This window comes from Methylobacterium tarhaniae, from assembly GCF_001043955.1.
Lineage (GTDB): Bacteria > Pseudomonadota > Alphaproteobacteria > Rhizobiales > Beijerinckiaceae > Methylobacterium > Methylobacterium tarhaniae.
On record NZ_LABZ01000101.1, the window covers coordinates 24,602 to 46,310 of the forward strand.

Here is a 21,709-nt window from a genome sequence, read left to right on the forward strand (position 1 = left end):
GAGCGCATGAGGTCGGTCACGCCGGACGCGCGAGGTGGGCGAAGGCGGCGATCACCTGCTCGTAGACCGGGCGCTTGAACGGGATGACCAGCTCGGCGAGGTTGGCCAGGGGTTCCCAGCGCCAGCCGTCGAACTCCGCCTTGTGGGCGCCGCCGCCCGGCCGCAGGATGTCGATCTCGCGATCGTCGCCCTCGAAGGCGAAGGCGAACCACTTCTGGGTCTGGCCGCGGTAGCGCCCCTTCCAGGGCTTGCCTTCCGCGAAGGTCGGCAGGTCGTAGGAATACCAGCCCGGCGCCTCGGCGAGGAGGCGCACCGAGGCCGGGGCGACGTTGGTCTCCTCGTAGAGCTCGCGCAGGGCGGCGTCCCGCGGCGCCTCGCCCTCGTCGATGCCGCCCTGCGGCATCTGCCAGGCATGGGCGCCGAGATCGGCCGATTCGTGCCGCCGGTGGCCGGCGAAGACCAGCCCGTCGCGGTTGAACAGGGCGATGCCGACGCAGGGGCGATAGGGAAGCTGCGCCAGAGCGGCCTCGGAGGGGCGGTGAAGCGATGCCATGGGGCGACCTTAGAGCAATTTCCCGTGAAGGGGACTGGAGCGAGCCAGGAAAATGCCGCGAGAGCGACGGGGATGTATCAGGAGGCTGACCGAAGGGCCCGGCTCGCCGGGACCAGCAGGATGCCGCGGGCTTCGAGGTCCCGCGCCCAACGGGCGATGCGGTCGATGGAGAGCGGCAGGGCGGTGGCCGAGCCGAGGGCGAACCCGGACTTGCGCGCCGCCTCCTCCAGGCGGGCGAGCTCGCGGTCGATCGCCTCGGGACGCGGCACGGCGTCGACCACGATCTCGGCCCTGGCCACCGGCACCTTGGCCTTGCGGCCGACCTCGCGGGCGAGGGAGCGCGGCGAGGTGCCGTCGTCGAGGAAGCCGAGGCCGCGGGAGCCGATCTCGCGCAGGACGGGATCCAGAGCGGTGGCCTCGCCGGTGAGGCGCGCGCCCATGAAGTTCATCACCCCGACGGCGCCGGGCACCCGGGTGAGCACGAAGGCGAGCCGGTCGAGATTCTCGGCCGGCTTCGACCCCACCAGCAGGGTCTGGGGGCCGGGATCGTTGTCGGGATAGTCGAACGGCTCCATCGGTGCCTGCACCATCACCTCGTGGCCGGCCTCGCGGGCGCGGGCGGCGGCGCGGGTGACGTCGGCGCCGTAGGGGGCGAAGGCCAGGGTGACCGCCGGCGGCAGGCGCTGCACCGCGTCCTGGGTCGCGGCCTGCCCGATGCCGAGGCCCGACACCACGAGGGCGATGCGGCCCGCGACCGCCCCGCCCCGCTCCAGGCCGGCGGCCTCGGGCCGGGCATAGACGTCGAGGGGCCGGGCGCCGTCCGGCCCGATCTTCGGCAGGCTGCCGTAGCGGCCGCGCTCGGCGAGACGCGGATCGGGGGCGGGCTTCAGCTGGACCGGGCCGGCGCCCGGCACGCGGATCACCACCGAATCCGGCGCGCTCGTGCCGTCCGGGCGGCTCACCGCGACGCCCGAGGCTCGCTCGACCTCGCCGGCGCTGCGGCTCGCCGGATCGGGCCGGGCCGGGACCGCCGGCTCCGGCACGGGGGCGCTCGGCGCCCGCATCTCGATGGTGGCGACGGCGTAGGGCTCGCCGGCGAGCGGGTCGTCGCCGGTTGCCAGGAATGCGACGAGGGCGATGGCGGCCGCGCCCAGGAGGGCGGCGGCGAGCACCCGGGGGCGCAGGACGGCGCGCCAGCCGGCGGTGCGGGCGGTCGCCTCGTCCCGCAGCCCGAGGGGACGGGTCAGGATGGTGTCGGACGCGAGCGGCACAGGCGTGAGGTCCCGCGACCGTGTCGCTGCCAAGAAAGCGGAAGGCCCGCAGCGCCGGTCGTTCGACCGGTATTGCGGGCCTTCGTGGTAAACGCTGCGTTAAGGCGGGCGCCGGGACGGCCCCGCCGCGCCCCGGTCAGTTCGGGTTCGGGACCGTGGTCTTCGCCGTGTTGGCGGCGCCCTTCTGCACGCCGTGCAGGAAGTCGACCGCGGCGAGGAGCTGCTTGTCCTTGGCCGGGTCCGGCGGGACGTAGGCCGACGAGCCGCCGCGCTCCTCGGTGTCCTTCTGCTTGAGGTGGCCCTTCAGGCCGGCCTCGCCCTTGGTCTCGTCCTTGCCCTTCAGCTCGTCGGGCACGTCCTGCAGCACCTCCTGGTCCGGCTCGATGCCCTTGGCCTGGATCGAGCGGCCGGACGGGGTGTAGTAGCGCGCCGTGGTGAGCCGCAGGGCGCCGTTGCCGCCGAGCGGGATGATCGACTGCACCGAGCCCTTGCCGAAGGAGCGGGTGCCGAGGACGGTCGCCCGCTTGTGGTCCTGGAGGGCGCCGGCGACGATCTCGGAGGCCGAGGCCGAGCCGCCATTGACCAGCACGACGATCGGCTTGCCCTTGGTCAGGTCGCCGGACTTGGCCGAGAAGCGCTGGGTCTCGTCCGGGTTGCGGCCGCGGGTCGAGACGATCTCGCCGCGATCGAGGAAGGCGTCGGAGACCATCACCGCCTGGTCGAGCAGGCCGCCCGGATTGTTGCGCAGGTCGATGATGAAGCCCTTGAGCTTGTCGCCCGGCATGTCGCTCGAGAGCTTGTCGACCGCGGCCTTCAGGCCGTCATAGGTCTGCTCGTTGAACTGGGTCAGGCGGATATAGCCGATATCGCCGCCCTCGGTGCGCGAGCGGACCGGCTTGATCCGGATCAGGTCGCGGTTGAGCGTGACCTCGATCGGGTCCTTGGCTTCCTTGCGGGTGATCTTGAGCTTCACCGGCGAGTTGACGGGCCCTCGCATCTTGTCGACGGCCTGGTTGAGGGTCAGGCCCTGGACCTGGTCGTTGTCGATCTGGGTGATGATGTCGTTGGCGAGCAGGCCGGCCCGGGCGGCAGGGGTGTCGTCGATCGGGGTGACGACCTTGATCAGGCCGTCCTCCATCGTGACCTCGATGCCGAGGCCCCCGAACTCGCCCTTGGTCTGGACCTGCATGTCACGGAAGCTCTTGGCGTCCATGTAGCTCGAATGCGGGTCGAGCGAGGTCAGCATGCCGTTGACGGCCGCCTCGATCAGCTTCCCCTCGTCGGGCTTCTCGACGTAGTCGGTGCGGATCTTCTCGAAGACGTCGCCGAACAGGCTGAGCTGGCGATACGTCTCGGCCGAGGCGGCGACGGCGCTCGTGCTCGAGAGCAGGTGGGTCTGGGTCGCCACCGTGGCCGTCCCGGCGCCCAGCATGGCTCCGAACAGGACGAGGGAAACTTTGCGCATTATCCGCGAACCTTCTCGCTTGACCCTTTGGCCCACCAAGGATCCGGGTCGATGGAGCCACCGTCTTTCTTGAACTCGACGTACAGGACGGGATCGTTCCGCCCACCGGCTCCTGCCGAAGGTGCGGAGCCCGTGTCTCCCATCACGGCGACCGGCTCCCCCGCGAGCACGAACTGACCGACCTCGACGTTGATCTGGTCCATGCCCGCCAGGAGCAGATAGTAGCCGTCGCCCGCGTTGATGATCAAGAGACGACCGTAGGAGCGGAACGCCCCCGCATAGGCCACCCAGCCGTCGGCCGGAGAGGAGACGATGCCCCGCGGGCGCGTCATGAGCGATATGCCGCGGCTGGTGCCGCCGGTCCCGTCGGGACTGCCGAAGGTCCGCACCACCTCGCCGCTCACCGGGCGCGGCACCAGGCCGCGCACTTGGGCGAAGGGCACCTTGGGCGCCAGCCGGGCCGGATCGCGCAGGGCCGCCGCCGCGAAGCGCTCGCGGGTCTCGCGGGTCTCGGCCTCCGCCGCCTCCTTGGCGGCGTTGGCGGCCCGCCGCGCATTCGTCAGGTCGCCGTCGAGGCGGTCGACCAGGTCCTTCAGGTTGCGGGCCTGCCCGGCGAGGCCGGCGGCGCGCTCGCGCTCCGTCGCCAGGCCGCTCTCGGCCTCGCCGAGGCGGGCCTGGCGGGCGCTGATCAGGGCGGTGAGGCGCTGGCGCTCGGCGGCCCAGCCCTTGATGTCGCCGCGCAGGGTCTCCTGGTCGGCGGCGATGAGGCTGCGCAGGCGCACCAGCTCGGCGAGGTCGCCGGCCAGCGTCTCGGCCTCGCCCTGCAATTCGGGCACCACGGCGCCGAGCAGCATCGAGGTGCGGATCGCCGCCAGCACGTCCTCGGGCCGCACCAGCACGGCCGGGGGCGGGCGCCGCCCCATGCGCTGGAGCGCCGCCAGCACCTCGGCGATGATGCCGCGGCGGGCCTCCAGGGAGCGGCGGAGCGCCGCTTCGCTGCCCGCCATGGTCTGGAGCCGCGCTTCCAGCTCGGAGATGCGGGTCTCGGCTTCCTGCGCCTTGCGGGCGGCGTCGATCAGGGCCTGGTTGAGGCGCGCGCCGTCGCCCTTGATCTCGGCCACCTCGCGTTCGAGCTTGGCCTTGCTCTCGGCGCTCGCCGCGAGGGCGGTCTCGATCGCCCGCAGGCTCTCGGCCCGCCGGTCCTTCTCGGCCTGGGCCTTCGCAACGGGATCTTGAGCCTTGAGATCTTGAGCCTTGGACTCTTGAGCTTTCGCCGCCGGATCGGAGGGCGGCTCCGGCGCCGGCTGGGCATGCGCCGGCAGAAGGCCCTCCGGGAGGGCCCCGGCCAGGGCCGCGGCGGTCAGCAGGGCGGAGAGGAGCGCTCGGGTCACGGGGCGCCGCGGTGATAGGGATGGCCGGAGAGGATCGTCATGGCCCGATAGAGCTGCTCGAGGGCCAGGACACGGACGAGGCCGTGCGGCAGGGTGGCGGCCCCGAAGGCGAAGACGAGGTCCGCCCGAGCCCTGACACTAGGATCGAGGCCGTCGGCGCCGCCAATCACGATAGCGAGACCCGGCCGGCCGCCGTCGCGCCACGCGCCGACCTGCGCGGCGAAATCCGGGCTCGTCACCGCCTTGCCGCCCTCGTCGAGGACGATCGCCGCGGCGCCCGGCGGGATCGCCGCCAGGATCGCGCCGGCTTCCTCGGCGCAGCGGTCCGGCGCACGCCGGGCCCGGCTCTCCGGGATCTCGGTCAGCTGCACGGCGGAGAAGCCGAGGCCCCGGCCGAGCGCGTCGGCGCGGCCGCGATATTCCTCGGCGAGGTCGCGCTCGGGGCCGCGCTTGAGGCGGCCCACCGCGACGAGGGCGAGCCGCATGGCGGCCTTCCGTCTGTCTGCGTCGTCGAGCGGTCAGCCGGCGAGACGGTCGGCCGGCCGGTCGGCGCCCCAGATCTTCTCGAGGTTGTAGAAGTGGCGCACCTCGGGCCGGAAGATGTGGACCAGGATGTCGCCGGCGTCGATCAGCACCCAGTCGCAGGCCGGCATGCCCTCGACCCGGGGATTGCCGAAGCCGCGGCTCTTGAACTCCTGGATCACCTTGTCGGCGATCGAGCCGACATGGCGCTGCGACCGGCCGGAGGTGATGATCATGGCGTCGGCGATGGAGGTCTTGCCGACGAGGTCGATCTCGACGGTCTCCTCGGCCTTCATGTCCTCGAGGCAGGCGAGGGCAACCGACCTCATGTCCGCGGCCTCGGGCGCGTCGGTCCGGGATTCCTGCCGGGTGTCCTGCGCCTCGGGCTGCACGGGAAGCTCGCCGTCGTGAGCTTCGTGAGAGATTGCGTCGTTCAGTGCCGACCCCTGTCGATGAAGGCACCCGGTGGCGCCACGAGACGATGTTGCCCGCGGCATACGCGGTGCCGATGCCATTGACCCGAGACAGTGGCGAACCGATGGCAAATTTTCAAGCCGGACCCGCGCGAATCCCGGGCAATCGATCACGATCAGGACACGGATCGGACCGTGGTGGCCCGCAAGGCCGTCGAGGACAGGCTGTTGCGCGGTCCGTGCAGGAACAGCCAGGCCGGCGGCTTCCGATCGGCCAGGGTCGGGGCGGCGGCCTCGTCGATGCGGGAGGCGGCGAGCGCCCGGGCGGCGGGGGAGGCCATCGCCCGCAGGGTGTAGCCCGGCCGGTCGATCACCGCGAAGGGCATCCGGGCCGCGATCTCGCGCCAGCCGCGCCAGCGGTGGAACGTCGCCAGGCTGTCGGCACCCATGATCCAGACGAAGCGGATCTCCGGGTGGCGGTCCGTCAGCCAGGACAGGGTCTCGACGGTGTATCTGACGCCCAGGGCCGCTTCGAAATCCGTGACGGCGATGCGGGGATCCTGCGCCACGGCCCGGGCGCCCGCGGCGCGGGACGCGGCGTCGGGCAGGTGGCTGCGGTCCTTGAGCGGATTGCCGGGGCTCACCAGCCACCACATCCGGTCGAGGGCGAGGCGGCGCAGGGCCAGCCGGCTGACATGCCGGTGGCCGGCATGGGCCGGGTTGAACGAGCCGCCATAGAGGCCGACCCGCAGGCCCGGCGCGAGGGGCGGCAGGCGCAGGATCACGACGGCATCCGAACGGCCGCCCCCCGTCTCAGGCCGTCACGGGCGGATCTGCCCGGTGCCGCGGACCCGGTAGTTGAAGGTGGTGAGTTGCTCGACGCCGACCGGGCCGCGGGCATGCATCCGCCCCGTGGCGATGCCGATCTCGGCGCCGAAGCCGAACTCGCCGCCATCGGCGAACTGCGTCGAGGCATTGTGGACGACGATCGCCGAATCGACCTCGGCCAGGAAGCGCTCGGCCGCCTGCTGATCCCCGGTCAGGATCGACTCGGTGTGGTGCGAGCCGTAGGTCTCGATATGGTCGATGGCGGCATCCAGCCCGTCGACCACCCGCACGGCGATGATCGCATCGAGATACTCGGTGCGCCAATCCTCCTCGGTCGCCGCCGTCACCCGCGGATCCACCGCCCGGGTCGCCGCGTCGCCGCGCACGGCGCAGCCGGCATCGAGCAGCTCCGCCACCAGCGGCGCGAGATGGGTGGCTGCGCAGGCGCGGTCGACCAGCAGGGTCTCGGCGGCGCCGCAGATGCCGGTGCGGCGCATCTTGCTGTTGCGCACGATCGCGCGGGCCATGGCGAGGTCGGCGGCCGCGTGCACGAAGACGTGGCAGATCCCCTCCAGATGGGCGAAGACCGGCACCCGCGCCTCGTCCTGAACGCGCGCGACCAGGCCCTTGCCGCCGCGGGGCACGATCACGTCGATGGCGCCGTCGAGGCCGCTGAGCATGGCGCCGACGGCCGCCCGGTCCTTCGTCGGCACGAGCTGGATCGCGTCGGCGGGCAGGCCGTGGCGGGTCAGCCCCTCGATCATCGCGGTCGCGATGGCGGTGGCGCTGCGATGGCTCTCCGAGCCGGCGCGCAGGATCGCGGCGTTGCCGGCCTTCAGGCACAAAGCCCCGGCATCCGCCGTGACGTTGGGACGGCTCTCGAAGATCACCCCGACGACGCCGAGCGGCGTCGCCACCCGCTCGATCTTGAGGCCGTTCGGCCGCTCGTAGGTGGCGAGGTGACGCCCGACGGGATCGGGCAGGCCGGCGATGCTCTCGAGGGCGTCCGCGATGCCCTCGATCCGGGCGGGGTTGAGCGCCAGGCGGTCGAGGCTGGCGGCCGTCAGGCCCTTGGCCCGGCCCTCGTCGAGATCGGCGGCGTTCGCCGCCAGGATCGCCGCGCTTGCGTCACGCAGAGCGGATGCCGCCTCGCGCAGGGCCGCATCCTTCACCGGGCCTGGGACCAGAGCCATCCGGCGGGCGGCGGCACGGGCGCGCCGGCCGATCTCGCGCATCAGCGCGTCGACATCCTCGGGACGGGGCTTCAGGCTCAGCACGGACACGGTCATCACATCCCGGCCGCAGCAAGCGGCCTAAGGTCTCGGAGGGAAGCCGTCATGCCATGCCGGGCAGGCAGGCGACAAGGGCGCCGCGCCGACGAGGGCGGGATCGGCCCGGCGCGTCGGGCCGCCTCCCGTGTCTCGGGCGGCGAAGGCCGGCCTCATTCCCCAGAGCCGTCTCCGTATCCCTGAGTCGCTGCCGCCGCCATTCTGTTAGATCAAAGACCAGTTCGGCAGGCGCGCGCGCTTCGTTTGTGTCCGGTTCACCACTCACGCCATGATCCTGCAAGGATCCGAAGTCTGAGCTTGAAAGAGCGGGCCGGATGATGTTGATCAACGTCATCGTCCGAAGAGACAACTTTGGGGGCGCAATGTCATTCAAGAATATCGGTGCGGCCGTCCTCGTGGCGGTCAGTCTCGGCGCGTGCGGCAGCATCGTGCGGGGCACGACGGAACAGGTTTCGTTCGTCTCGGTGCCTTCAGGGGCGGCGATGACCACGGACAAGAAGTACGCCTGCCCGACAACACCTTGTACGCTCGAAGTCGAGCGCTCGGACGAGTTCGTCGCCACTTTCACCAAGCCCGGCTATCACCCGGAATCGGTCCCGGTGCGCACGAAGGTCGCCGGCCGGGGTGCGGCGAGCGTCGCCGGCAACGTGCTGGCCGGGGGGCTGATCGGCGTGGGCGTCGATGCCTATACGGGCGCCGCCCTGGACCACGAGCCGAACCCGGTCATCGCCACGATGCGGCCCGAGGCGGGCCCCGCCTCCCGCTCCCGCCGCCGTGGTCCGGGTCCGAACGAGCCGGGCATGTAGTCTCCGCACGACCCGACCCTGACGCAGAGAAGGCGCGCCGCCCGGCCGGGCGACGCGCCTTCTTCGTATCCGAGAGATGCGGCCTACGGCCGGATCAGGTGTCCATCTTCAGGGCGGCGATGAACGCCTCCTGCGGGATCTCGACCTTGCCGAACTGGCGCATGCGCTTCTTGCCCTCCTTCTGCTTGTCGAGGAGCTTGCGCTTGCGGGAGATGTCGCCGCCGTAGCACTTGGCGGTGACGTCCTTCGACAGGGCCCGGATGGTCTCGCGGGCGATGATCTTGCCGCCGATCGCCGCCTGGACCGGGATCTGGAACAGGTGGCGCGGGATCAGGTCCTTCAGCTTCTCGCACATCGCCCGGCCGCGGCTCTCCGCGCGGGTGCGGTGGACCAGCATGGACAGCGCGTCAACCGGCTCGGCATTGACCAGGATCGACATCTTCACCAGATCACCCTCACGATAATCCGAGATGTGATAGTCGAACGAGGCGTATCCTTTCGAGATCGACTTCAGGCGGTCGTAAAAGTCGAACACAACCTCGTTGAGCGGCAGATCGTAGACCACCATGGCGCGCTTGCCGACGTAGTTGAGGTCGATCTGCGTGCCGCGCCGGTCCTGGCACAGCTTGAGCACGCCGCCGAGATACTCGTCCGGCGTCATGATGGTGGCGCGGATCCACGGCTCCTCGATCGTGTCGATCTTCATCACGTCGGGCATGTCGGCCGGGTTGTGCAGCTCGCGCTTCTCCCCGTCGGACATGTTGAGGTGATAGACCACGCTCGGCGCGGTCGAGATCAGGTCGAGGTTGAATTCGCGCTCCAGCCGCTCCTGGATGATCTCGAGGTGGAGGAGCCCGAGGAAGCCGCAGCGGAAGCCGAAGCCGAGGGCGGCGGAGGTCTCCATCTCGTAGGAGAACGAGGCGTCGTTGAGCCGCAGCTTGCCCATCGCGCCGCGAAGGTTCTCGAAGTCGGCGGCATCGACCGGGAACAGGCCGCAGAACACCACCGGTTGCACCGGCTTGAAGCCCGGCATCGCCTCCTTGGTCTTGCGCTTGTCCTCGGTGATGGTGTCGCCGACGCGGGTATCGGCGACCTCCTTGATCGAGCCGGTGAAGAAGCCGACCTCGCCGGGGCCGAGCTCGGCCATGTCCTGCATCTTGGGCCGGAACACCCCGAGGCGCTCGACGCCGTAGGCCGCGTCCGCCCCCATCATGCGGATCGTCATGCCCTTCTTGAGCACGCCGTCGACGATGCGCACCAGCACCACGACGCCGAGATAGACGTCGTACCAGGAATCGACCAGCAGCGCCTTCAGCGGGGCCGAGCGGTCGCCCTTCGGCGGCGGCAGCCGGGTGACGATCGCCTCCAGCACCGCCTCGATGTTGAGGCCGGTCTTGGCCGAGATCGGCACCGCGTCCTTGGCGTCGATGCCGATCACCTCCTCGATCTGCTCCTTGACCCGGTCGGGCTCGGCCGCCGGCAGGTCAATCTTGTTGAGGACCGGGACGATCTCGTGGTTGGCGTCCAGCGCCTGGTAGACGTTGGCCAGCGTCTGCGCCTCGACGCCCTGGGAGGCATCGACGACGAGGAGCGAGCCCTCGCAGGCGGCGAGCGAGCGCGACACCTCGTAGGCGAAGTCGACGTGGCCGGGAGTGTCCATCAGGTTCAGGACGTAGTCGCGCCCGTCCTGCGCCTTGTATTCCAGGCGCACGGTCTGCGCCTTGATGGTGATGCCGCGCTCCTTCTCGATGTCCATCGAGTCGAGCATCTGCTCGCTCATGTCGCGCGCCGCGACCGCGCCGGTGATCTGGATCAGCCGGTCGGCCAGGGTCGACTTGCCGTGGTCGATATGGGCGACGATCGAGAAGTTGCGGATGTTGTCGATGGGGGACGCGGTCATCGTGTGGCTGTCTCCGGCGCGCAGGCGCGGCGATGCGCGTGGCGCACGGCGGTGGGGATAAGAGTCGAGGGGAGATAGCAGCGGCACCCCGCCGCGCCAAGACGGCGGCCGGACGCACGCGGCACCTTCCATCACGCGCGTTTCGGATCGCGCTCGGCCGCAACTCTCGTTCTGCCATCGCGATGCAGCGGAGTGACGATCGGCCCCGTTCCGGCATAGTCTCGATCGCAGGCTGACGCAGGGAACGGATCATGGAAGACGACGACAGCAGCGCGGGGCGACGGCCGAATTTGGTCGAGGTCGACAAGATCGCCATTGCACCCGACGTTCTCGAACGCCGGCATGAGGATTTCCGCCAGCGCGTCACCATCCATCTGACCTACGCAATATTTCTCCTTTCAATGGCCGCGATCGGCCTCGTCGTGACCTTCCCGGATCGGACGGCCGTGCTGAAGGATATTCTGTCGATCATCCTGCCGGGATTGTTCGGCGTTTACGGCACCGCGATGGGGTTTTATTTCAGCCAGAGAAAGTGATCGGACCGATCACAATTAGCGAAAGACAATCTCTTTCACCCGACCGTCACTCTCCTGAATCAGGATCGATGCTCCCTTCTCCTTTTGCTCAAGGAGAAACTTCTCGGTTCCAAGCGCGCGCCGTACGGCTTCCGACAGAGTAATGTTGCCGTATCGGCTCGCGATCCACTCCAGAACCTTCCGGTTGTCGGCCGACAGCCTCAGCGTGAGCTTGTCGGCATTCTTGTCTTGCTCCGGCACATTGGGCTCGATGGGAGGTGCAGCCATGGGGGTCTCCGCGGTGCCAGGTAGACGTCAAAACGCCTACGGATTGACGTCTATTGGATGTGTACGGCGTACACACGTCAAGGCACGCGCGCATCTTCCACCGAACGCGGCTACGGCGCTTCACGCCGGCACCTCGGGACGCGATGCGTCTCGTCCATGATCGCCAGCCATCGCACGCGAGGCGCAACGACGATCATCGCCGAGACGCTTCACGCCCCCAACCGGTCCGCCACGTCCTCCGCCAGCGACAGGCTCGACGTCAGCCCCGGGCTCTCAATGCCGAAGAGATGCACCAGCCCCGGCAGCCCGTGCTCGGCCGGACCGTCGATGAGGAAGTCGGCGGCCCCCTCCCCCGGCCCGGACAGCTTCGGGCGGATGCCGGCGTAATCAGGCACCAGCGCGCCATCGGGAAGCGCGGGCCAGTAGCGGCGGATCGCGGCATAGAACAGGGCGCCGCGGCCGGGATCGACCTCGTAATCGGGCGCGTCGATCCACTCGACATCAGGGCCGAAGCGCATCCGCCCGGCGAGGTCGAGGGTGAGGTGGATGCCCAATCCCCCCTCCACGGGCGCGGGGTAGATCAGCCGCGAGAAGGCCGGCCGGCCGGTGCAGCCGAAATAGTTGCCCTTGGCCAGCACCAGGCGCGGCACCCGCGCCTCCGGGTAGCCCTCGGTCGCCCGGGCGAGCGTCTGCGCGCCGAAGCTCGCGGCATTCACCACCGCATCGACCGTGATCGCGTCGTCGCCGAAACGCGCGACCCAGCCCTCGGCGGAGCGGGTCAGGCGCGCGATGGGCGTGTTGAAGGCGAGCGCCCCGCCGGCCCCCTCGATGTCGCCTTGCAGCGCCAGCATCAGGGCGTGGCTGTCGACGATGCCGGTCTCGGTCGAGAGGAGCGCGGCGTTGCAGGTCAGGTTCGGTTCGAGGCGCCTGGCCTCCTCGCCGTCGAGGAGCGACAGGCCCTCGACGCCGTTCTCGACCCCTTGCGCGTGGATCGCCGCGATCTTGGCGCCCTCCGGCTCGGTCGCCGCGACGATCAGCTTGCCGACCTTCGCGTGCGGCACGCCGTGGCTCGCGCAGAAGGCGTAGAGCCGGCGCCGCCCCTCGACGCAGTGGCGCGCTCGGCTCGAGCCGGTCGGATAATACATCCCGGCATGGATCACCTCGGAATTGCGCGAGGACACGCCGGTCCCGATGCCGCCCTCCGCTTCTGCGACGATCACCTCGTGGCCGCGCAGGGCCAGTTCCCGGCCGATCGCGAGGCCGACCACGCCGGCACCGACGACGAGCACCATCATCGGCCGCTCCTCCCTCTGTTTCTTCGTTCGTGCTTGTACAATGAAAAAGGGCCCCTCTCCGGGGAGAAGGGCCCTCTCATGATCGAAACCTGGAAAAAAATCAGGCGGCGATCGACATGGTCGGCTCGGCGGCCCGCACGTCGGCATCGACATGCGCCTCGAAGCGCTTGAAGTTGTTCTGGAACATCTCGACCAGGCTCTTGGCCGTCTCGGCGAAGGCGGCCTTATCAGCCCAAGTCTTGACCGGGTACAGGATGTGCGGCTCGACGCCCGGCACCGAGGTCGGGACCGCGAAGCCGAAATACGGGTCGCGGCGGAAATCCGCCTTGGCCAGCGAGCCGTCGAGGGCCGCGGTCAGCAGCCGGCGGGTGACCCGGATCGGCATGCGCCGGCCGGTGCCGACACCGCCGCCGGTCCAGCCGGTATTGACCAGCCAGCAATCGACGTGGTGGCGGGCGATCAGGTCGCGCAGCAGGTTGCCGTAGACCGAGGGGTGACGCGGCATGAACGGCGCGCCGAAGCAGGTCGAGAAGGTCGCCTCAGGGCCCTTCAGCCCCTTCTCGGTGCCGGCCACCTTGGCGGTGTAGCCCGAGAGGAAGTGGTACATCGCCTCGGCGCCGGTCAGCTTGGCGATCGGGGGCAAAACCCCGAAGGCGTCGCAGGTCAGCATGACGATGTTCTTCGGGTGCCCGGCCTGGCCGGTCGGGCTCGAATTGCTGATGAAGGGCAGCGGGTAGGCGCAGCGGGTGTTCTCGGTGCGCGAGGCGTCGTCGAAATCCGGCTGGCGGGTCACCGGGTCGATGACGACGTTCTCCATCACGGTGCCGAAGCGCTCGGTGGTGGAGTAGATCTCGGGCTCGGCCTCCCGCGACAGGCGGATGGTCTTGGCGTAGCAGCCGCCCTCGAAGTTGAAGATGCCCTTCGGGCTCCAGCCGTGCTCGTCGTCGCCGAGCAGCACGCGGTTCGGATCGCTCGACAGGGTGGTCTTGCCGGTGCCCGACAGGCCGAAGAACAGCGCCGAGTCACCCTCGTGGCCCACGTTGGCCGAGCAGTGCATCGGCATCACGCCGGCCTTCGGCAGGACGTAGTTCAGGTAGGTGAAGACCGATTTCTTCATCTCGCCGGCGTACGAGGTGCCGCCGATCAGCACGATCTTGCGCGAGAAATCGACCGCGATGACGGTCTCGCTGCGGCAGCCGTGCCGGGCCGGGTCGGCGCGGAAGCTCGGCAGGTCGATGATCGTCAGCTCCGGCTCGAAGGTCGCGAGGGTCTCGCGCTCCGGGCGGATCAGCAGGTTGCGGATGAACAGCGAGTGCCAGGCATATTCGGTGAAGACCCGGGTGCGGACCCGGTGGCCGGCCTCGGCGCCGCCGACGAGGTCCTGGGCGAACAGTTCCTTGCCCTCGGCATGGGCCAGGAAGTCCTCCAGCAGGGTCTCGAACTGGGCCCGGGTAATGCCGCCGTTGTTCTCCCACCACACCTCGTTCTCGGTGTCGGCGTCGCGGACCACGAACTTGTCCTTGGGCGAGCGGCCGGTATGGATGCCGGTCTCGGCCACCAGGGCCCCACCGGCGGCCAGCTGCGCCTCGCCACGCTGCAGGGCGTGCTCGTAGAGGCTCGGGGCCTCCAGGTTCCAGTTGACGCGCTTGAGGTTGCGGAGGCCGATCTTGGCGGCGCCGAACGCCTCGTTGAATACGCCGATGTCGTTCACGCCTGTTCCTCCTGGCACCGACCTTGGGGAACACGGCCGTCTGCCGGTCCGATCGGGCCGATTGACTTACGCTCGCGCCCGGCGCGGCGACCGTGCCTGTCCTAGCAGGTCGCGCACCTTCGCGCCGAGGCCGATCAACGGACCTCGGTGAGCTGCTTTAGTAGGTGGCGAAACTTCACGGTTCAATCGAATTCGCCGAATTCTCCCCTGACAAGCTCGACTTTGTGTCATGGGCCGGGGACGGCGCGGGCCTGCGCCGCCATCGCCACCAGCGTGGGGCGCAGCGCGGCGGGATCGGCCAGTCGTTCGGGAAAGGCGACCCGCGCGGTGCGCTCGCCGGCCACGAGGTCGAGCCCCTCGGGGTCGAAGCCGGTCAGGCGCCAAGGTCCGGGCTCCTCGCCGGCCAGCCGCGTGGCGTATAGCGCGACGGCGTCGGCATGGTCCTCGTTCATGTGGGCGACGGCGCCGGGCTCCGAGTCGGCGAGCGCGTCGAGCCCGGTGAGGTCGGTCAGGAGTTCCGACGCGGTCAGCGTCGCCGCACGCGCGAAGCCGCCGTTGAGGTGCCCGGCCCGCACGATCAGGCGGAAGAACGCGAAGTCCGGGAAATCGGCGTAGAGCGCGGCCTTCGGATGACGGGCGAGGAAGCGCGCCCGCGACCGGGGCTCGGCGCTGCGCTCGGCACTGCCCGTCACCGTCAGGCGCGGATGGGCCAGCGGATCGCCCTTGCCGCCCTGGCTCAGCAGCAGCGAGCAGCGCGGATCGGCCTCCAGGTTGAGGGTGTGGGCCGAGAGGCGCGAGAGGAGGAGGAGCGGCGTCCCGTCCAGATCCGTCGCCACGGTGACCAGGGAGGCGAAGGGCGCGCCCCCCTCTCGCTCCAGAGTGGCGAGGGCGCCCGAGCGGATCTTGCGCAGGAGCGCCTTGGCGAGGCCGATCGCATCGAACGGAGCTTCGGCGGCCGGCAGCGGTGCGGCCTGCTTCTGCCCTGCCTCGGCCACTGCATCGGCCATGCCGTCCCCCTCGCCACGCCCGCGTCCTGCGCTACCTTCGCGCGGGCGCCGGGGTCCGTCCAGGCCCCGCAACGCCGCGGCTCGCGATCCCGGATTCGACCTCGCCTGTGGCCGCCTCGCCACGGGTGCTCGCTTTTTCGGCGGGATGGCCTTAAGGGAGACAGAATCGTGGCGTCGCGGCCACTGTCCAGCCTTTATTGGCGACGGGACCGCGGCCAGCGACATCTGCCCCGGAACCGGGTCCAGTCGGGTGACGTTCAGCAGGGCCGGTATGTCCTGCGGGCGAGGCCCGCGCCCCAGGGAATGCCCATGCCGACCATCGCCCTCGTCGATGACGACCGCAACATCCTGACCTCCGTGTCGATCGCCCTGGAGACCGAGGGCTACCGGATCCAGACCTATACCGACGGCGCCTCCGCCCTCGACGGCCTGAAGCATTCGCCGCCCGACCTCGCGATCTTCGACATCAAGATGCCGCGCATGGACGGGATGGAGCTCTTGCGCCGCCTGCGCCAGAAATCCGACCTGCCGGTGATCTTCCTGACCTCGAAGGACGAGGAGATCGACGAGCTGTTCGGCCTCAAGATGGGGGCCGACGACTTCATCCGGAAGCCGTTCTCACAGCGCCTGCTGGTCGAGCGGGTGAAGGCCGTGCTGCGCCGCTTCGCCGCCAAGGAGGCGGGACCCGGCGCCTCGGCGCGCGAGGCGGAGGCCGCCGCCGCCCGCTCGCTCGAGCGCGGCCAGCTGATGATGGACCCGGAGCGCCACACCTGCACCTGGAAGGGCGAGCCGGTGACGCTGACCGTGACCGAGTTCCTGATCCTCCAGGCGCTGGCCCAGCGCCCCGGCGTCGTGAAGAGCCGCAACGCCCTGATGGATGCCGCCTACGACGACCAGGTCTATGTCGACGACCGCACCATCGACAGCCACATCAAGCGCCTTCGCAAGAAGTTCAAGGTGACCGACAACAGCTTCGACATGATCGAGACGCTGTATGGCGTCGGCTACCGCTTCAAGGAAATGTAAGACACTTGACCGTCACAGAATCGGACTTCAGAGACTTGTCTGCGTGAGCGACGGATCGGCTCTCGGCGCGGTGCGCCGCCTGCTTGCCGGCAGGGGATTGGGCAGCAAGGGCCGCGTCTTCGGCGGCTCGGCCGTCAAGCCGTCGAGCGAGATCGACCCCGACGCGGAGGCCGCGCGCGAGCCGTTCGGCCCGCGGACGGTCCGGCGCTGGATCGCGCAGCGCTTCGCCTCGAGCCTGACCCGGCGCATCGTGGTCCTGAACCTCGCCGGGCTGATCGCGCTGCTCGTCGGGTTCCTCTACCTCAACCAGTTCCGCCAGGGCCTGATCGAGGCCCGGGTGCAGAGCCTGCTGACCCAGGGCGACATCATCGCGGGCGCGATCGCGGCCTCGGCCACGGTCGACACCGACGCGATCACCATCGATCCCGACCGCCTGCTCCAGCTCCAGGCCGGAGAGGGCGGAAATTTCGGGGACGAGACGCCCTCGGGCCTCGAATTCTCCCTCAACCCGGAGCGGGTGGCCCCGCTCCTGCGCCGCCTGATCACGCCGACCGGCACCCGCGCCCGGGTCTACGACCGCGACGGCACGATGCTGATCGATTCGCGGGGCTTGTACATCCGCGGCGACCTCAGCCGCGACCCGCCCCCCGTCCACAAGGAGAAGCCGAGCCTGATCGAGCAGGCCTGGAACGCCGTGCGGACGCATGTGCCGGGCCTCGGCCGCCCCTCCTCGGCGGACGAGCCGGGCCCGGCGGACGGGCGCACCCTGCCGGAGGTGCAGCGGGCCCTGGCCGGCGCCCGCGGCACGCTGGTGCGCCGCAACGGCCCGGGCGAGACCATCGTGTCGGTGGCGGTGCCGATCCAGCGCGGCCGCACGGTGCGGGGCGCCCTGCTGCTCTCGACCCAGGAGGGCGACATCGACAAGATCATCGCGGCGGAGCGGTTCTCGCTGCTGCAGGTCTTCATCATCGCGGCGCTCGTGATGGTGGTGCTGTCGATGCTGGTCGCCGGCCAGATCGTCGGCCCGGTCGGGCGCCTGGCGGAGGCCGCCGAGCGGGTGCGCACCGGCATCAAGTCGCGCCAGGAGATCCCCGACTTCACCCGCCGCACCGACGAGATCGGCCACCTCTCGGGCGCGCTCCGGGACATGACCCAGGCGCTCTATCGCCGCCTCGACGCGATCGAGAACTTCGCGGCGGACGTCTCGCACGAGCTGAAGAACCCCCTCACCTCCCTGCGCAGCGCCGTCGAGACCCTGCCGCTCGCCAAGACCGACGAGTCCCGCGGCCGGCTGATGCAGGTCATCCAGCACGACGTGAAGCGCCTCGACCGGCTGATCAGCGACATCGCCGACGCCTCGCGCCTCGATGCTGAGCTCGCCCGGGCCGAGGCCGGCCGCGTCGATCTCAAGAAGCTCATCACCACGGTGGTGTCGGTGGCCAACGAGCGCCGGCGCCGCGGCGACGCCCCGATCGACCTCTCGGTCGAGACGGCGCCGGCCGGCATCGAGGACCCGTTCGCGATCCTCGGCCACGACAGCCGGCTGGGGCAGGTGGTCAACAACCTCCTCGACAATGCCCGCTCGTTCTCGCCCAAGGGCTCCAGCGTCCGGGTCGCCCTGCGGCGGCGGCGCAACGCCGTCGAGCTCACCGTCGAGGATGACGGGCCGGGCATCCCGGCCCATGCCCTGGAGCGCATCTTCGAGCGCTTCTACACCGACCGGCCGGAGCAGGGCTTCGGGCAGAATTCGGGACTCGGCCTCTCGATCTCGCGCCAGATCGTCCAGGCCCATCGCGGCACGATCCGGGCCGAGAACCGGTTGGGCGCGCCCGGTGACGACGGCGAGCCGTCGGTCATGGGGGCCCGCTTCATCGTCCGCATCCCGGCCCAGAGCCGTTGAGAGATGGGCGCCGTCCATGCCAGCTGCCTGGTTCTGGGCGAGGACGGGATCCTGATCCGCGGCGCGGCGGGGAGCGGCAAATCGACCCTGGTGCGTGACCTCATGCGGCTCGGCGCTATCTCGGGCCTCTTCACCGCCCTGGTCGGGGACGACCGCGTGACCCTGACGCATCGTCACGGGCGCCTCGTCGCGGCCCCGCATCCGGCGCTCGCCGGGCTGCTCGAGATCCGCGGCCTCTCCCTGCAAGCCGTTGAGGCGACGGTGCCTTCCGCCGTGGTGCGCCTCGTCGTCGACCTCGCGGAGGCCGCCCCGCGGATGCCCGAGGCCGGGTCGGAGACGATCCTTCTCCGGGAGGTGGCGCTGCCCAGGATGACGGTGTCGCGCGACCCCGGGAGGGCCGAAACGGTGTTGTGGCGTTGGCGCCGCCTCCGTGTCATGATGATGACCGAATGATGCGGATTTCGCCGCATTGCTCTTGCGCTCGCCTTTGCGCTGCACAAAATGGCGGCTCGGCTCCAACGGGGCGTCGGAACTCGTGTCGATGATTGGAATGGTGCTCGTCACCCACGGCCTGCTCGCGACGGAATTCAAGGCCGCGCTGGAGCACGTCGTGGGGCCGCAGGAGCAGCTCGAGACGATCACCATCGGCCCCGAGGACGACATGGAGGTCCGTCGCAAGGACATCATGTCGGCGGTGTGCCGGGTGAATACCGGCGACGGCGTCGTGGTGCTGACCGACATGTTCGGCGGCACGCCGTCGAACCTCGCGCTCTCGTGCATGAATGGCGGCTCGGTCGAGGTGGTCGCCGGCATCAACCTGCCGATGCTGATCAAGCTCGCCAGCGTCCGCGACGAGGAGACCCTGGGCGAGGCGGTGCTCCACGCCCAGGAGGCCGGCCGCAAGTACATCAATGTCGCCTCGCGGGTGCTGGCCGGCAAATAGGTCGGCAAGGAGGCCGGGCGCGCGCCGGCGCCCCCTCCCCTTCGTCACCATCCGCTCTAGCTTTCTCCGCCGGCCCGTTTACCGTAACGGGCCGATTCTCTTGATGCGCGCGAGAGCCGGACGACGGGCGACAGGCCCGCCCCACCGGGTCCAGCAGGTGCCACGACCGATGACGCCCTTTGCCGATACAGACGACGAGGACGGCGAGCTGCCGCCGGCTCCGGAGGGCGCCAGCGCCCGCGACCTGCCGATCATCAACCGCCGCGGCCTGCATGCCCGGGCCTCCGCCAAGTTCGTGCAGACGGTGGAGAAGTTCGGCTCGGAGGTCACGGTGAGCCGGGGTGGCGAGACGGTGGGCGGGCGCTCGATCATGGGCCTGCTCACCCTCGGGGCCGCCCAGGGCACCAGCATCCGGGTCACGGCTCTGGGGCCCGACCAGGAATCCTGCATGGAGGCGATCACCGCCCTCCTCGCCAACCGCTTCGGCGAGGACGAGTAGGCGTCTCGCAGCCGGCCTCAGGCCCGCAGCCGCATCAGGCGGCGCAACGTCGTCCGCTCCCGCGGCGGCCGCGCCATGCCGGCCGCATCCACCGTCACCAGGGCCTCGACGCGGGCAGGCGCCGGCGCGAGGGCCGGGCCCTGCGCCAGGCCGAGGCCGGCTCGGCGCCAGATCGTGTCGTGGCGGCCGGTGGCGAGATGGACGGCTGCCGCCACCACCTCCCCGTCCCGCCGCACCAGGTCGATGCAGGCCTGCCGCCGGTGGGCGAAGCGCCGCGTCACCACCCGGAAGGCCGTGACCGCCGCCGGATCACCGAGCAGGCTGTCCGGGCCGCGCCGCGCATCGAGAACCAGGACATGCTCGACCGCGTCGCGCAGGCGCACCGGGTCGCGCACCCGTTCCAGCGAGGTCCGGCCCGCCGGCAGGGTCAGGGGCGCCGGATCTGGCGCCGGGGCGGCCTGATCGGCCACCGTGAGGCGCCGCCCGGTGCCGCCCGCGACCTCGCCGAGGGCGACCGCGAGGCCCGAATCGGGCCGCAGGTCCGGCCAGTGCAGGTCGTCGAGGTGCAGGGCCGAGTGGCGCAGGTGGTCGAGGGCGGCGCGCAGGACCGCGACCGTGTGGTCGGCGTCGACCGCCGCCTCGGCGGTGCCGGCGAGCGGCAGGCGCCAGAGGCGGGCCCGGCCGGAGAGACCTTGCCGCGACGGCAGGCGCAGCGGCAGCACGCCGCGCAGGATCGGGGCGCGCAGGCCGTCCTGCCAGACCAGCAGCAGCGCCAGGGTTCGCCCATCGGACAGGTGCTGCGCCATGGTCAGGGTGAAGTCCGGATCGGCGTAGACGCTCGGCTCGATCGCCCGGCCCATCAGGCTGCGCCACGCCTCGATCTCCGGTTCGCGCAGCGAGGAGGGATGGCGCAGCTCCGCCCGCAGGCTCACCGCGCCGGTCAGACCACCCTGGATCAGCGTGAAGGGAGTGCTCATCGCAGCCTCGTTCCGGGTCACCCGTCCCGGAACGGGACAGGTGCGCGGCTCCAGCGGCCGCGCCGGGCAAGGCGTTTCAAGCGCCGTGCCGGCCCGGTACGGGATCGGCCCGATGGGTCAGCCTCCGGGGATCGCCAACGGGTTGCCGGTCAGTGCGGCGGCGTCCGGCGCATCGATCGCGGGCCGGCCCAGAAACGCGTCCCACAGCCGGCGCACGAAGGCGGGATCGAGGTCGCGCACGATCAGCACCAGCCGCGAGCGGGTGTCGCCGTCCGGCCAGGCCGGCAGGGTGGCGGGCGTGTGGACGACGTGCTGCACCCCGTGCACCACCACCGGCCGGCCCGGATCGTCGGCGAGCGCCACCAGCCCCTTCAGCCGCAGGAGCTTCGGGCCGTGGGCGGAGCGCAGGAGATCGAGGAACATCTCGAACGCCGCCCGCGGCACCGGCTCGTCGCTCACCAGGTGGAAGGCCCGGATCGCCGCGTCGTGCCGGTTGACGTCGTGATGGTGATGGCCGTGGTGGTGATGGTCGTGACCGTGATGGTGGTGATGCGCGTGCTGCCGGTCCTCCGCCCCGAGCCAGGTCCGCACGTCGGCGACCTTGCCGTCGAGGTCGAACAATCCGCCGAGCATCGCCTCGGCCGGGGCGTCCGGCGCCAGGATCACGGCGCCCGGATTGATCCGGGCGAGGCGCTGGCGCAGGGCCTCGGCGCGCTCGCCGGCGAGGTCGGCCTTGGTCACGACGAGCCGGTCCGCCACCGCGACCTGGCGCAGCGCCTCCGGATGCGCGTCGAGGGTGCCGTCGCCGTTGACCGCGTCCACCACCGTGACCACGCCCTGGAGCGCGTACCGCATCGCCACGTAGGGATGGTAGAGCAGCGCGTGCAGGATCGGCGCCGGATCGGCGAGGCCGGTGGTTTCGATCACCACCCGGCGAAACGGCTGGATCCGCCCGTTGTCGCGCTTGCGCAGCAGGTCCTCCAGGGTGGCGATCAGGTCGCCCCGCACGGTGCAGCACAGGCACCCGGCCCCGAGCAGGATCATCCCCTCGTCCACCGTCTCGATCAGCAGGTGATCGAGCCCGACCTCGCCGAACTCGTTGACGATCAC

At 70.5% G+C, this 21,709-nt stretch carries 22 protein-coding genes; 7 read left to right on the top strand and 15 right to left on the bottom strand.

What is annotated here, in order from left to right; translation table 11 throughout:
- Positions 1–16: 16 nt before the first annotated feature.
- The 8 genes from VQ03_RS14650 to VQ03_RS14685 all read right to left on the bottom strand — a co-directional run bounded on the left by VQ03_RS14650 (position 17) and on the right by VQ03_RS14685 (position 7,726).
- Positions 17–553 carry an RNA pyrophosphohydrolase gene (locus VQ03_RS14650; RefSeq protein ID WP_048451623.1) on the bottom strand — a complete coding sequence of 179 codons (537 nt, stop codon included), beginning with the start codon at positions 551–553 and terminating at the stop codon, positions 17–19.
- A 77-nt stretch (positions 554–630) separates the two neighbouring features.
- Positions 631–1,824: a divergent polysaccharide deacetylase family protein gene (locus VQ03_RS14655; RefSeq protein ID WP_048451624.1), complete on the bottom strand. Its 1,194-nt coding sequence runs from the start codon at positions 1,822–1,824 to the stop codon at positions 631–633.
- Between the two features lie 136 nt (positions 1,825–1,960).
- Positions 1,961–3,289 (bottom strand): S41 family peptidase, encoded by a 1,329-nt coding sequence (locus VQ03_RS14660; RefSeq protein ID WP_048451625.1) that lies wholly within the window; start codon positions 3,287–3,289, stop codon positions 1,961–1,963.
- Complete coding sequence (locus tag VQ03_RS14665; RefSeq protein ID WP_048451626.1) at positions 3,289–4,680, bottom strand: murein hydrolase activator EnvC family protein; 1,392 nt, start codon at positions 4,678–4,680, stop codon at positions 3,289–3,291. The genes VQ03_RS14660 and VQ03_RS14665 overlap by 1 nt, the downstream gene beginning before the upstream one ends.
- Positions 4,677–5,165 (bottom strand): 23S rRNA (pseudouridine(1915)-N(3))-methyltransferase RlmH, encoded by a 489-nt coding sequence (gene rlmH, locus VQ03_RS14670; RefSeq protein WP_048451627.1) that lies wholly within the window; start codon positions 5,163–5,165, stop codon positions 4,677–4,679. Before rlmH ends, VQ03_RS14665 begins: the two co-directional genes overlap by 4 nt.
- Positions 5,166–5,198: 33 nt before the next feature.
- Positions 5,199–5,498: a ribosome silencing factor gene (gene rsfS / locus VQ03_RS14675; protein ID WP_048451642.1), complete on the bottom strand. Its 300-nt coding sequence runs from the start codon at positions 5,496–5,498 to the stop codon at positions 5,199–5,201.
- A gap of 293 nt (positions 5,499–5,791) precedes the next feature.
- Complete coding sequence (locus VQ03_RS14680) at positions 5,792–6,400, bottom strand: nicotinate-nucleotide adenylyltransferase (RefSeq protein ID WP_048451628.1); 609 nt, start codon at positions 6,398–6,400, stop codon at positions 5,792–5,794.
- Between the two features lie 36 nt (positions 6,401–6,436).
- Positions 6,437–7,726, bottom strand: a complete 1,290-nt coding sequence (locus VQ03_RS14685; RefSeq protein WP_048451643.1) for a glutamate-5-semialdehyde dehydrogenase — start codon at positions 7,724–7,726, stop codon at positions 6,437–6,439.
- Positions 7,727–8,046: 320 nt separating this feature from the next.
- Here VQ03_RS14685 and VQ03_RS14690 point away from each other — a divergent pair, with 320 nt between their 5' ends.
- Positions 8,047–8,538: a translation initiation factor 2 gene (locus VQ03_RS14690; RefSeq protein ID WP_245292088.1), complete on the top strand. Its 492-nt coding sequence runs from the start codon at positions 8,047–8,049 to the stop codon at positions 8,536–8,538.
- Between the two features lie 94 nt (positions 8,539–8,632).
- On the opposite strand, the gene lepA is transcribed toward VQ03_RS14690, so the two are convergent.
- Positions 8,633–10,438 (bottom strand): translation elongation factor 4, encoded by a 1,806-nt coding sequence (lepA, locus tag VQ03_RS14695; protein ID WP_048451630.1) that lies wholly within the window; start codon positions 10,436–10,438, stop codon positions 8,633–8,635.
- 251 nt (positions 10,439–10,689) lie between these two features.
- Between lepA and VQ03_RS14700 the strand changes: the two genes are divergently transcribed.
- Positions 10,690–10,974 (top strand): hypothetical protein, encoded by a 285-nt coding sequence (locus tag VQ03_RS14700; RefSeq protein WP_048451631.1) that lies wholly within the window; start codon positions 10,690–10,692, stop codon positions 10,972–10,974.
- Between the two features lie 15 nt (positions 10,975–10,989).
- On the opposite strand, the gene VQ03_RS14705 is transcribed toward VQ03_RS14700, so the two are convergent.
- From VQ03_RS14705 to VQ03_RS14720, 4 genes are all read right to left on the bottom strand, one after another.
- The gene (locus tag VQ03_RS14705; RefSeq protein ID WP_048451632.1) at positions 10,990–11,241 is read right to left on the bottom strand and encodes a hypothetical protein; all 252 of its coding nucleotides are present in this window, start codon (positions 11,239–11,241) and stop codon (positions 10,990–10,992) included.
- A gap of 209 nt (positions 11,242–11,450) precedes the next feature.
- The gene (locus tag VQ03_RS14710) at positions 11,451–12,536 is read right to left on the bottom strand and encodes an NAD(P)/FAD-dependent oxidoreductase (protein WP_048451633.1); all 1,086 of its coding nucleotides are present in this window, start codon (positions 12,534–12,536) and stop codon (positions 11,451–11,453) included.
- Between the two features lie 100 nt (positions 12,537–12,636).
- Positions 12,637–14,247: a phosphoenolpyruvate carboxykinase gene (locus VQ03_RS14715; RefSeq protein ID WP_048451634.1), complete on the bottom strand. Its 1,611-nt coding sequence runs from the start codon at positions 14,245–14,247 to the stop codon at positions 12,637–12,639.
- A gap of 227 nt (positions 14,248–14,474) precedes the next feature.
- Positions 14,475–15,254, bottom strand: coding sequence for a HugZ family pyridoxamine 5'-phosphate oxidase (locus VQ03_RS14720; RefSeq protein ID WP_048451635.1), 780 nt, complete (start codon positions 15,252–15,254; stop codon positions 14,475–14,477).
- Between the two features lie 309 nt (positions 15,255–15,563).
- Between VQ03_RS14720 and VQ03_RS14725 the strand changes: the two genes are divergently transcribed.
- The 5 genes from VQ03_RS14725 (at position 15,564) to VQ03_RS14745 (ending at position 19,622) form a co-directional block, all read left to right on the top strand.
- Positions 15,564–16,280, top strand: a complete 717-nt coding sequence (locus VQ03_RS14725; protein ID WP_048430384.1) for a response regulator transcription factor — start codon at positions 15,564–15,566, stop codon at positions 16,278–16,280.
- Between the two features lie 151 nt (positions 16,281–16,431).
- Positions 16,432–18,180 carry a stimulus-sensing domain-containing protein gene (locus VQ03_RS14730; RefSeq protein WP_157064115.1) on the top strand — a complete coding sequence of 583 codons (1,749 nt, stop codon included), beginning with the start codon at positions 16,432–16,434 and terminating at the stop codon, positions 18,178–18,180.
- A 3-nt stretch (positions 18,181–18,183) separates the two neighbouring features.
- Positions 18,184–18,633, top strand: coding sequence for an HPr kinase/phosphorylase (locus VQ03_RS14735; RefSeq protein WP_048451636.1), 450 nt, complete (start codon positions 18,184–18,186; stop codon positions 18,631–18,633).
- Positions 18,634–18,721: 88 nt separating this feature from the next.
- A complete protein-coding gene (locus VQ03_RS14740) occupies positions 18,722–19,123 on the top strand; it encodes a PTS sugar transporter subunit IIA (protein WP_048451637.1) in 402 nt (133 codons plus the stop codon).
- Positions 19,124–19,292: 169 nt separating this feature from the next.
- Positions 19,293–19,622: an HPr family phosphocarrier protein gene (locus tag VQ03_RS14745; protein WP_048451638.1), complete on the top strand. Its 330-nt coding sequence runs from the start codon at positions 19,293–19,295 to the stop codon at positions 19,620–19,622.
- Positions 19,623–19,639: 17 nt separating this feature from the next.
- Here the strand turns inward: VQ03_RS14745 and VQ03_RS14750 are convergent, their stop codons facing one another.
- Both VQ03_RS14750 and VQ03_RS14755 read right to left on the bottom strand, forming a co-directional pair.
- Positions 19,640–20,599, bottom strand: coding sequence for a GNAT family N-acetyltransferase (locus VQ03_RS14750; RefSeq protein ID WP_083468009.1), 960 nt, complete (start codon positions 20,597–20,599; stop codon positions 19,640–19,642).
- Positions 20,600–20,716: 117 nt separating this feature from the next.
- A partial coding sequence (locus VQ03_RS14755) for a CobW family GTP-binding protein (RefSeq protein ID WP_048451639.1) occupies positions 20,717–21,709 on the bottom strand: 993 nt, incomplete at its 5' end.

Excerpts from the sequence above, each read along its gene's own strand:
- VQ03_RS14650 (WP_048451623.1), bottom strand. The coding sequence starts at position 553 with ATGGCATCGCTTCACCGCCCCTCCGAGGCCGCTCTGGCGCAGCTTCCC.
- VQ03_RS14725 (WP_048430384.1), top strand. The coding sequence starts at position 15,564 with ATGCCGACCATCGCCCTCGTCGATGACGACCGCAACATCCTGACCTCC.
- VQ03_RS14700 (WP_048451631.1), top strand. The coding sequence starts at position 10,690 with ATGGAAGACGACGACAGCAGCGCGGGGCGACGGCCGAATTTGGTCGAG.
- VQ03_RS14740 (WP_048451637.1), top strand. The coding sequence starts at position 18,722 with ATGATTGGAATGGTGCTCGTCACCCACGGCCTGCTCGCGACGGAATTC.
- VQ03_RS14660 (WP_048451625.1), bottom strand. The coding sequence starts at position 3,289 with ATGCGCAAAGTTTCCCTCGTCCTGTTCGGAGCCATGCTGGGCGCCGGG.
- VQ03_RS14745 (WP_048451638.1), top strand. The coding sequence starts at position 19,293 with ATGACGCCCTTTGCCGATACAGACGACGAGGACGGCGAGCTGCCGCCG.
- VQ03_RS14705 (WP_048451632.1), bottom strand. The coding sequence starts at position 11,241 with ATGGCTGCACCTCCCATCGAGCCCAATGTGCCGGAGCAAGACAAGAAT.
- VQ03_RS14735 (WP_048451636.1), top strand. The coding sequence starts at position 18,184 with ATGGGCGCCGTCCATGCCAGCTGCCTGGTTCTGGGCGAGGACGGGATC.
- VQ03_RS14690 (WP_245292088.1), top strand. The coding sequence starts at position 8,047 with ATGATGTTGATCAACGTCATCGTCCGAAGAGACAACTTTGGGGGCGCA.
- rlmH (WP_048451627.1), bottom strand. The coding sequence starts at position 5,165 with ATGCGGCTCGCCCTCGTCGCGGTGGGCCGCCTCAAGCGCGGCCCCGAG.
- rsfS (WP_048451642.1), bottom strand. The coding sequence starts at position 5,498 with ATGAAGGCCGAGGAGACCGTCGAGATCGACCTCGTCGGCAAGACCTCC.
- VQ03_RS14710 (WP_048451633.1), bottom strand. The coding sequence starts at position 12,536 with ATGATGGTGCTCGTCGTCGGTGCCGGCGTGGTCGGCCTCGCGATCGGC.
- VQ03_RS14720 (WP_048451635.1), bottom strand. The coding sequence starts at position 15,254 with ATGGCCGATGCAGTGGCCGAGGCAGGGCAGAAGCAGGCCGCACCGCTG.
- VQ03_RS14750 (WP_083468009.1), bottom strand. The coding sequence starts at position 20,599 with ATGAGCACTCCCTTCACGCTGATCCAGGGTGGTCTGACCGGCGCGGTG.
- lepA (WP_048451630.1), bottom strand. The coding sequence starts at position 10,438 with ATGACCGCGTCCCCCATCGACAACATCCGCAACTTCTCGATCGTCGCC.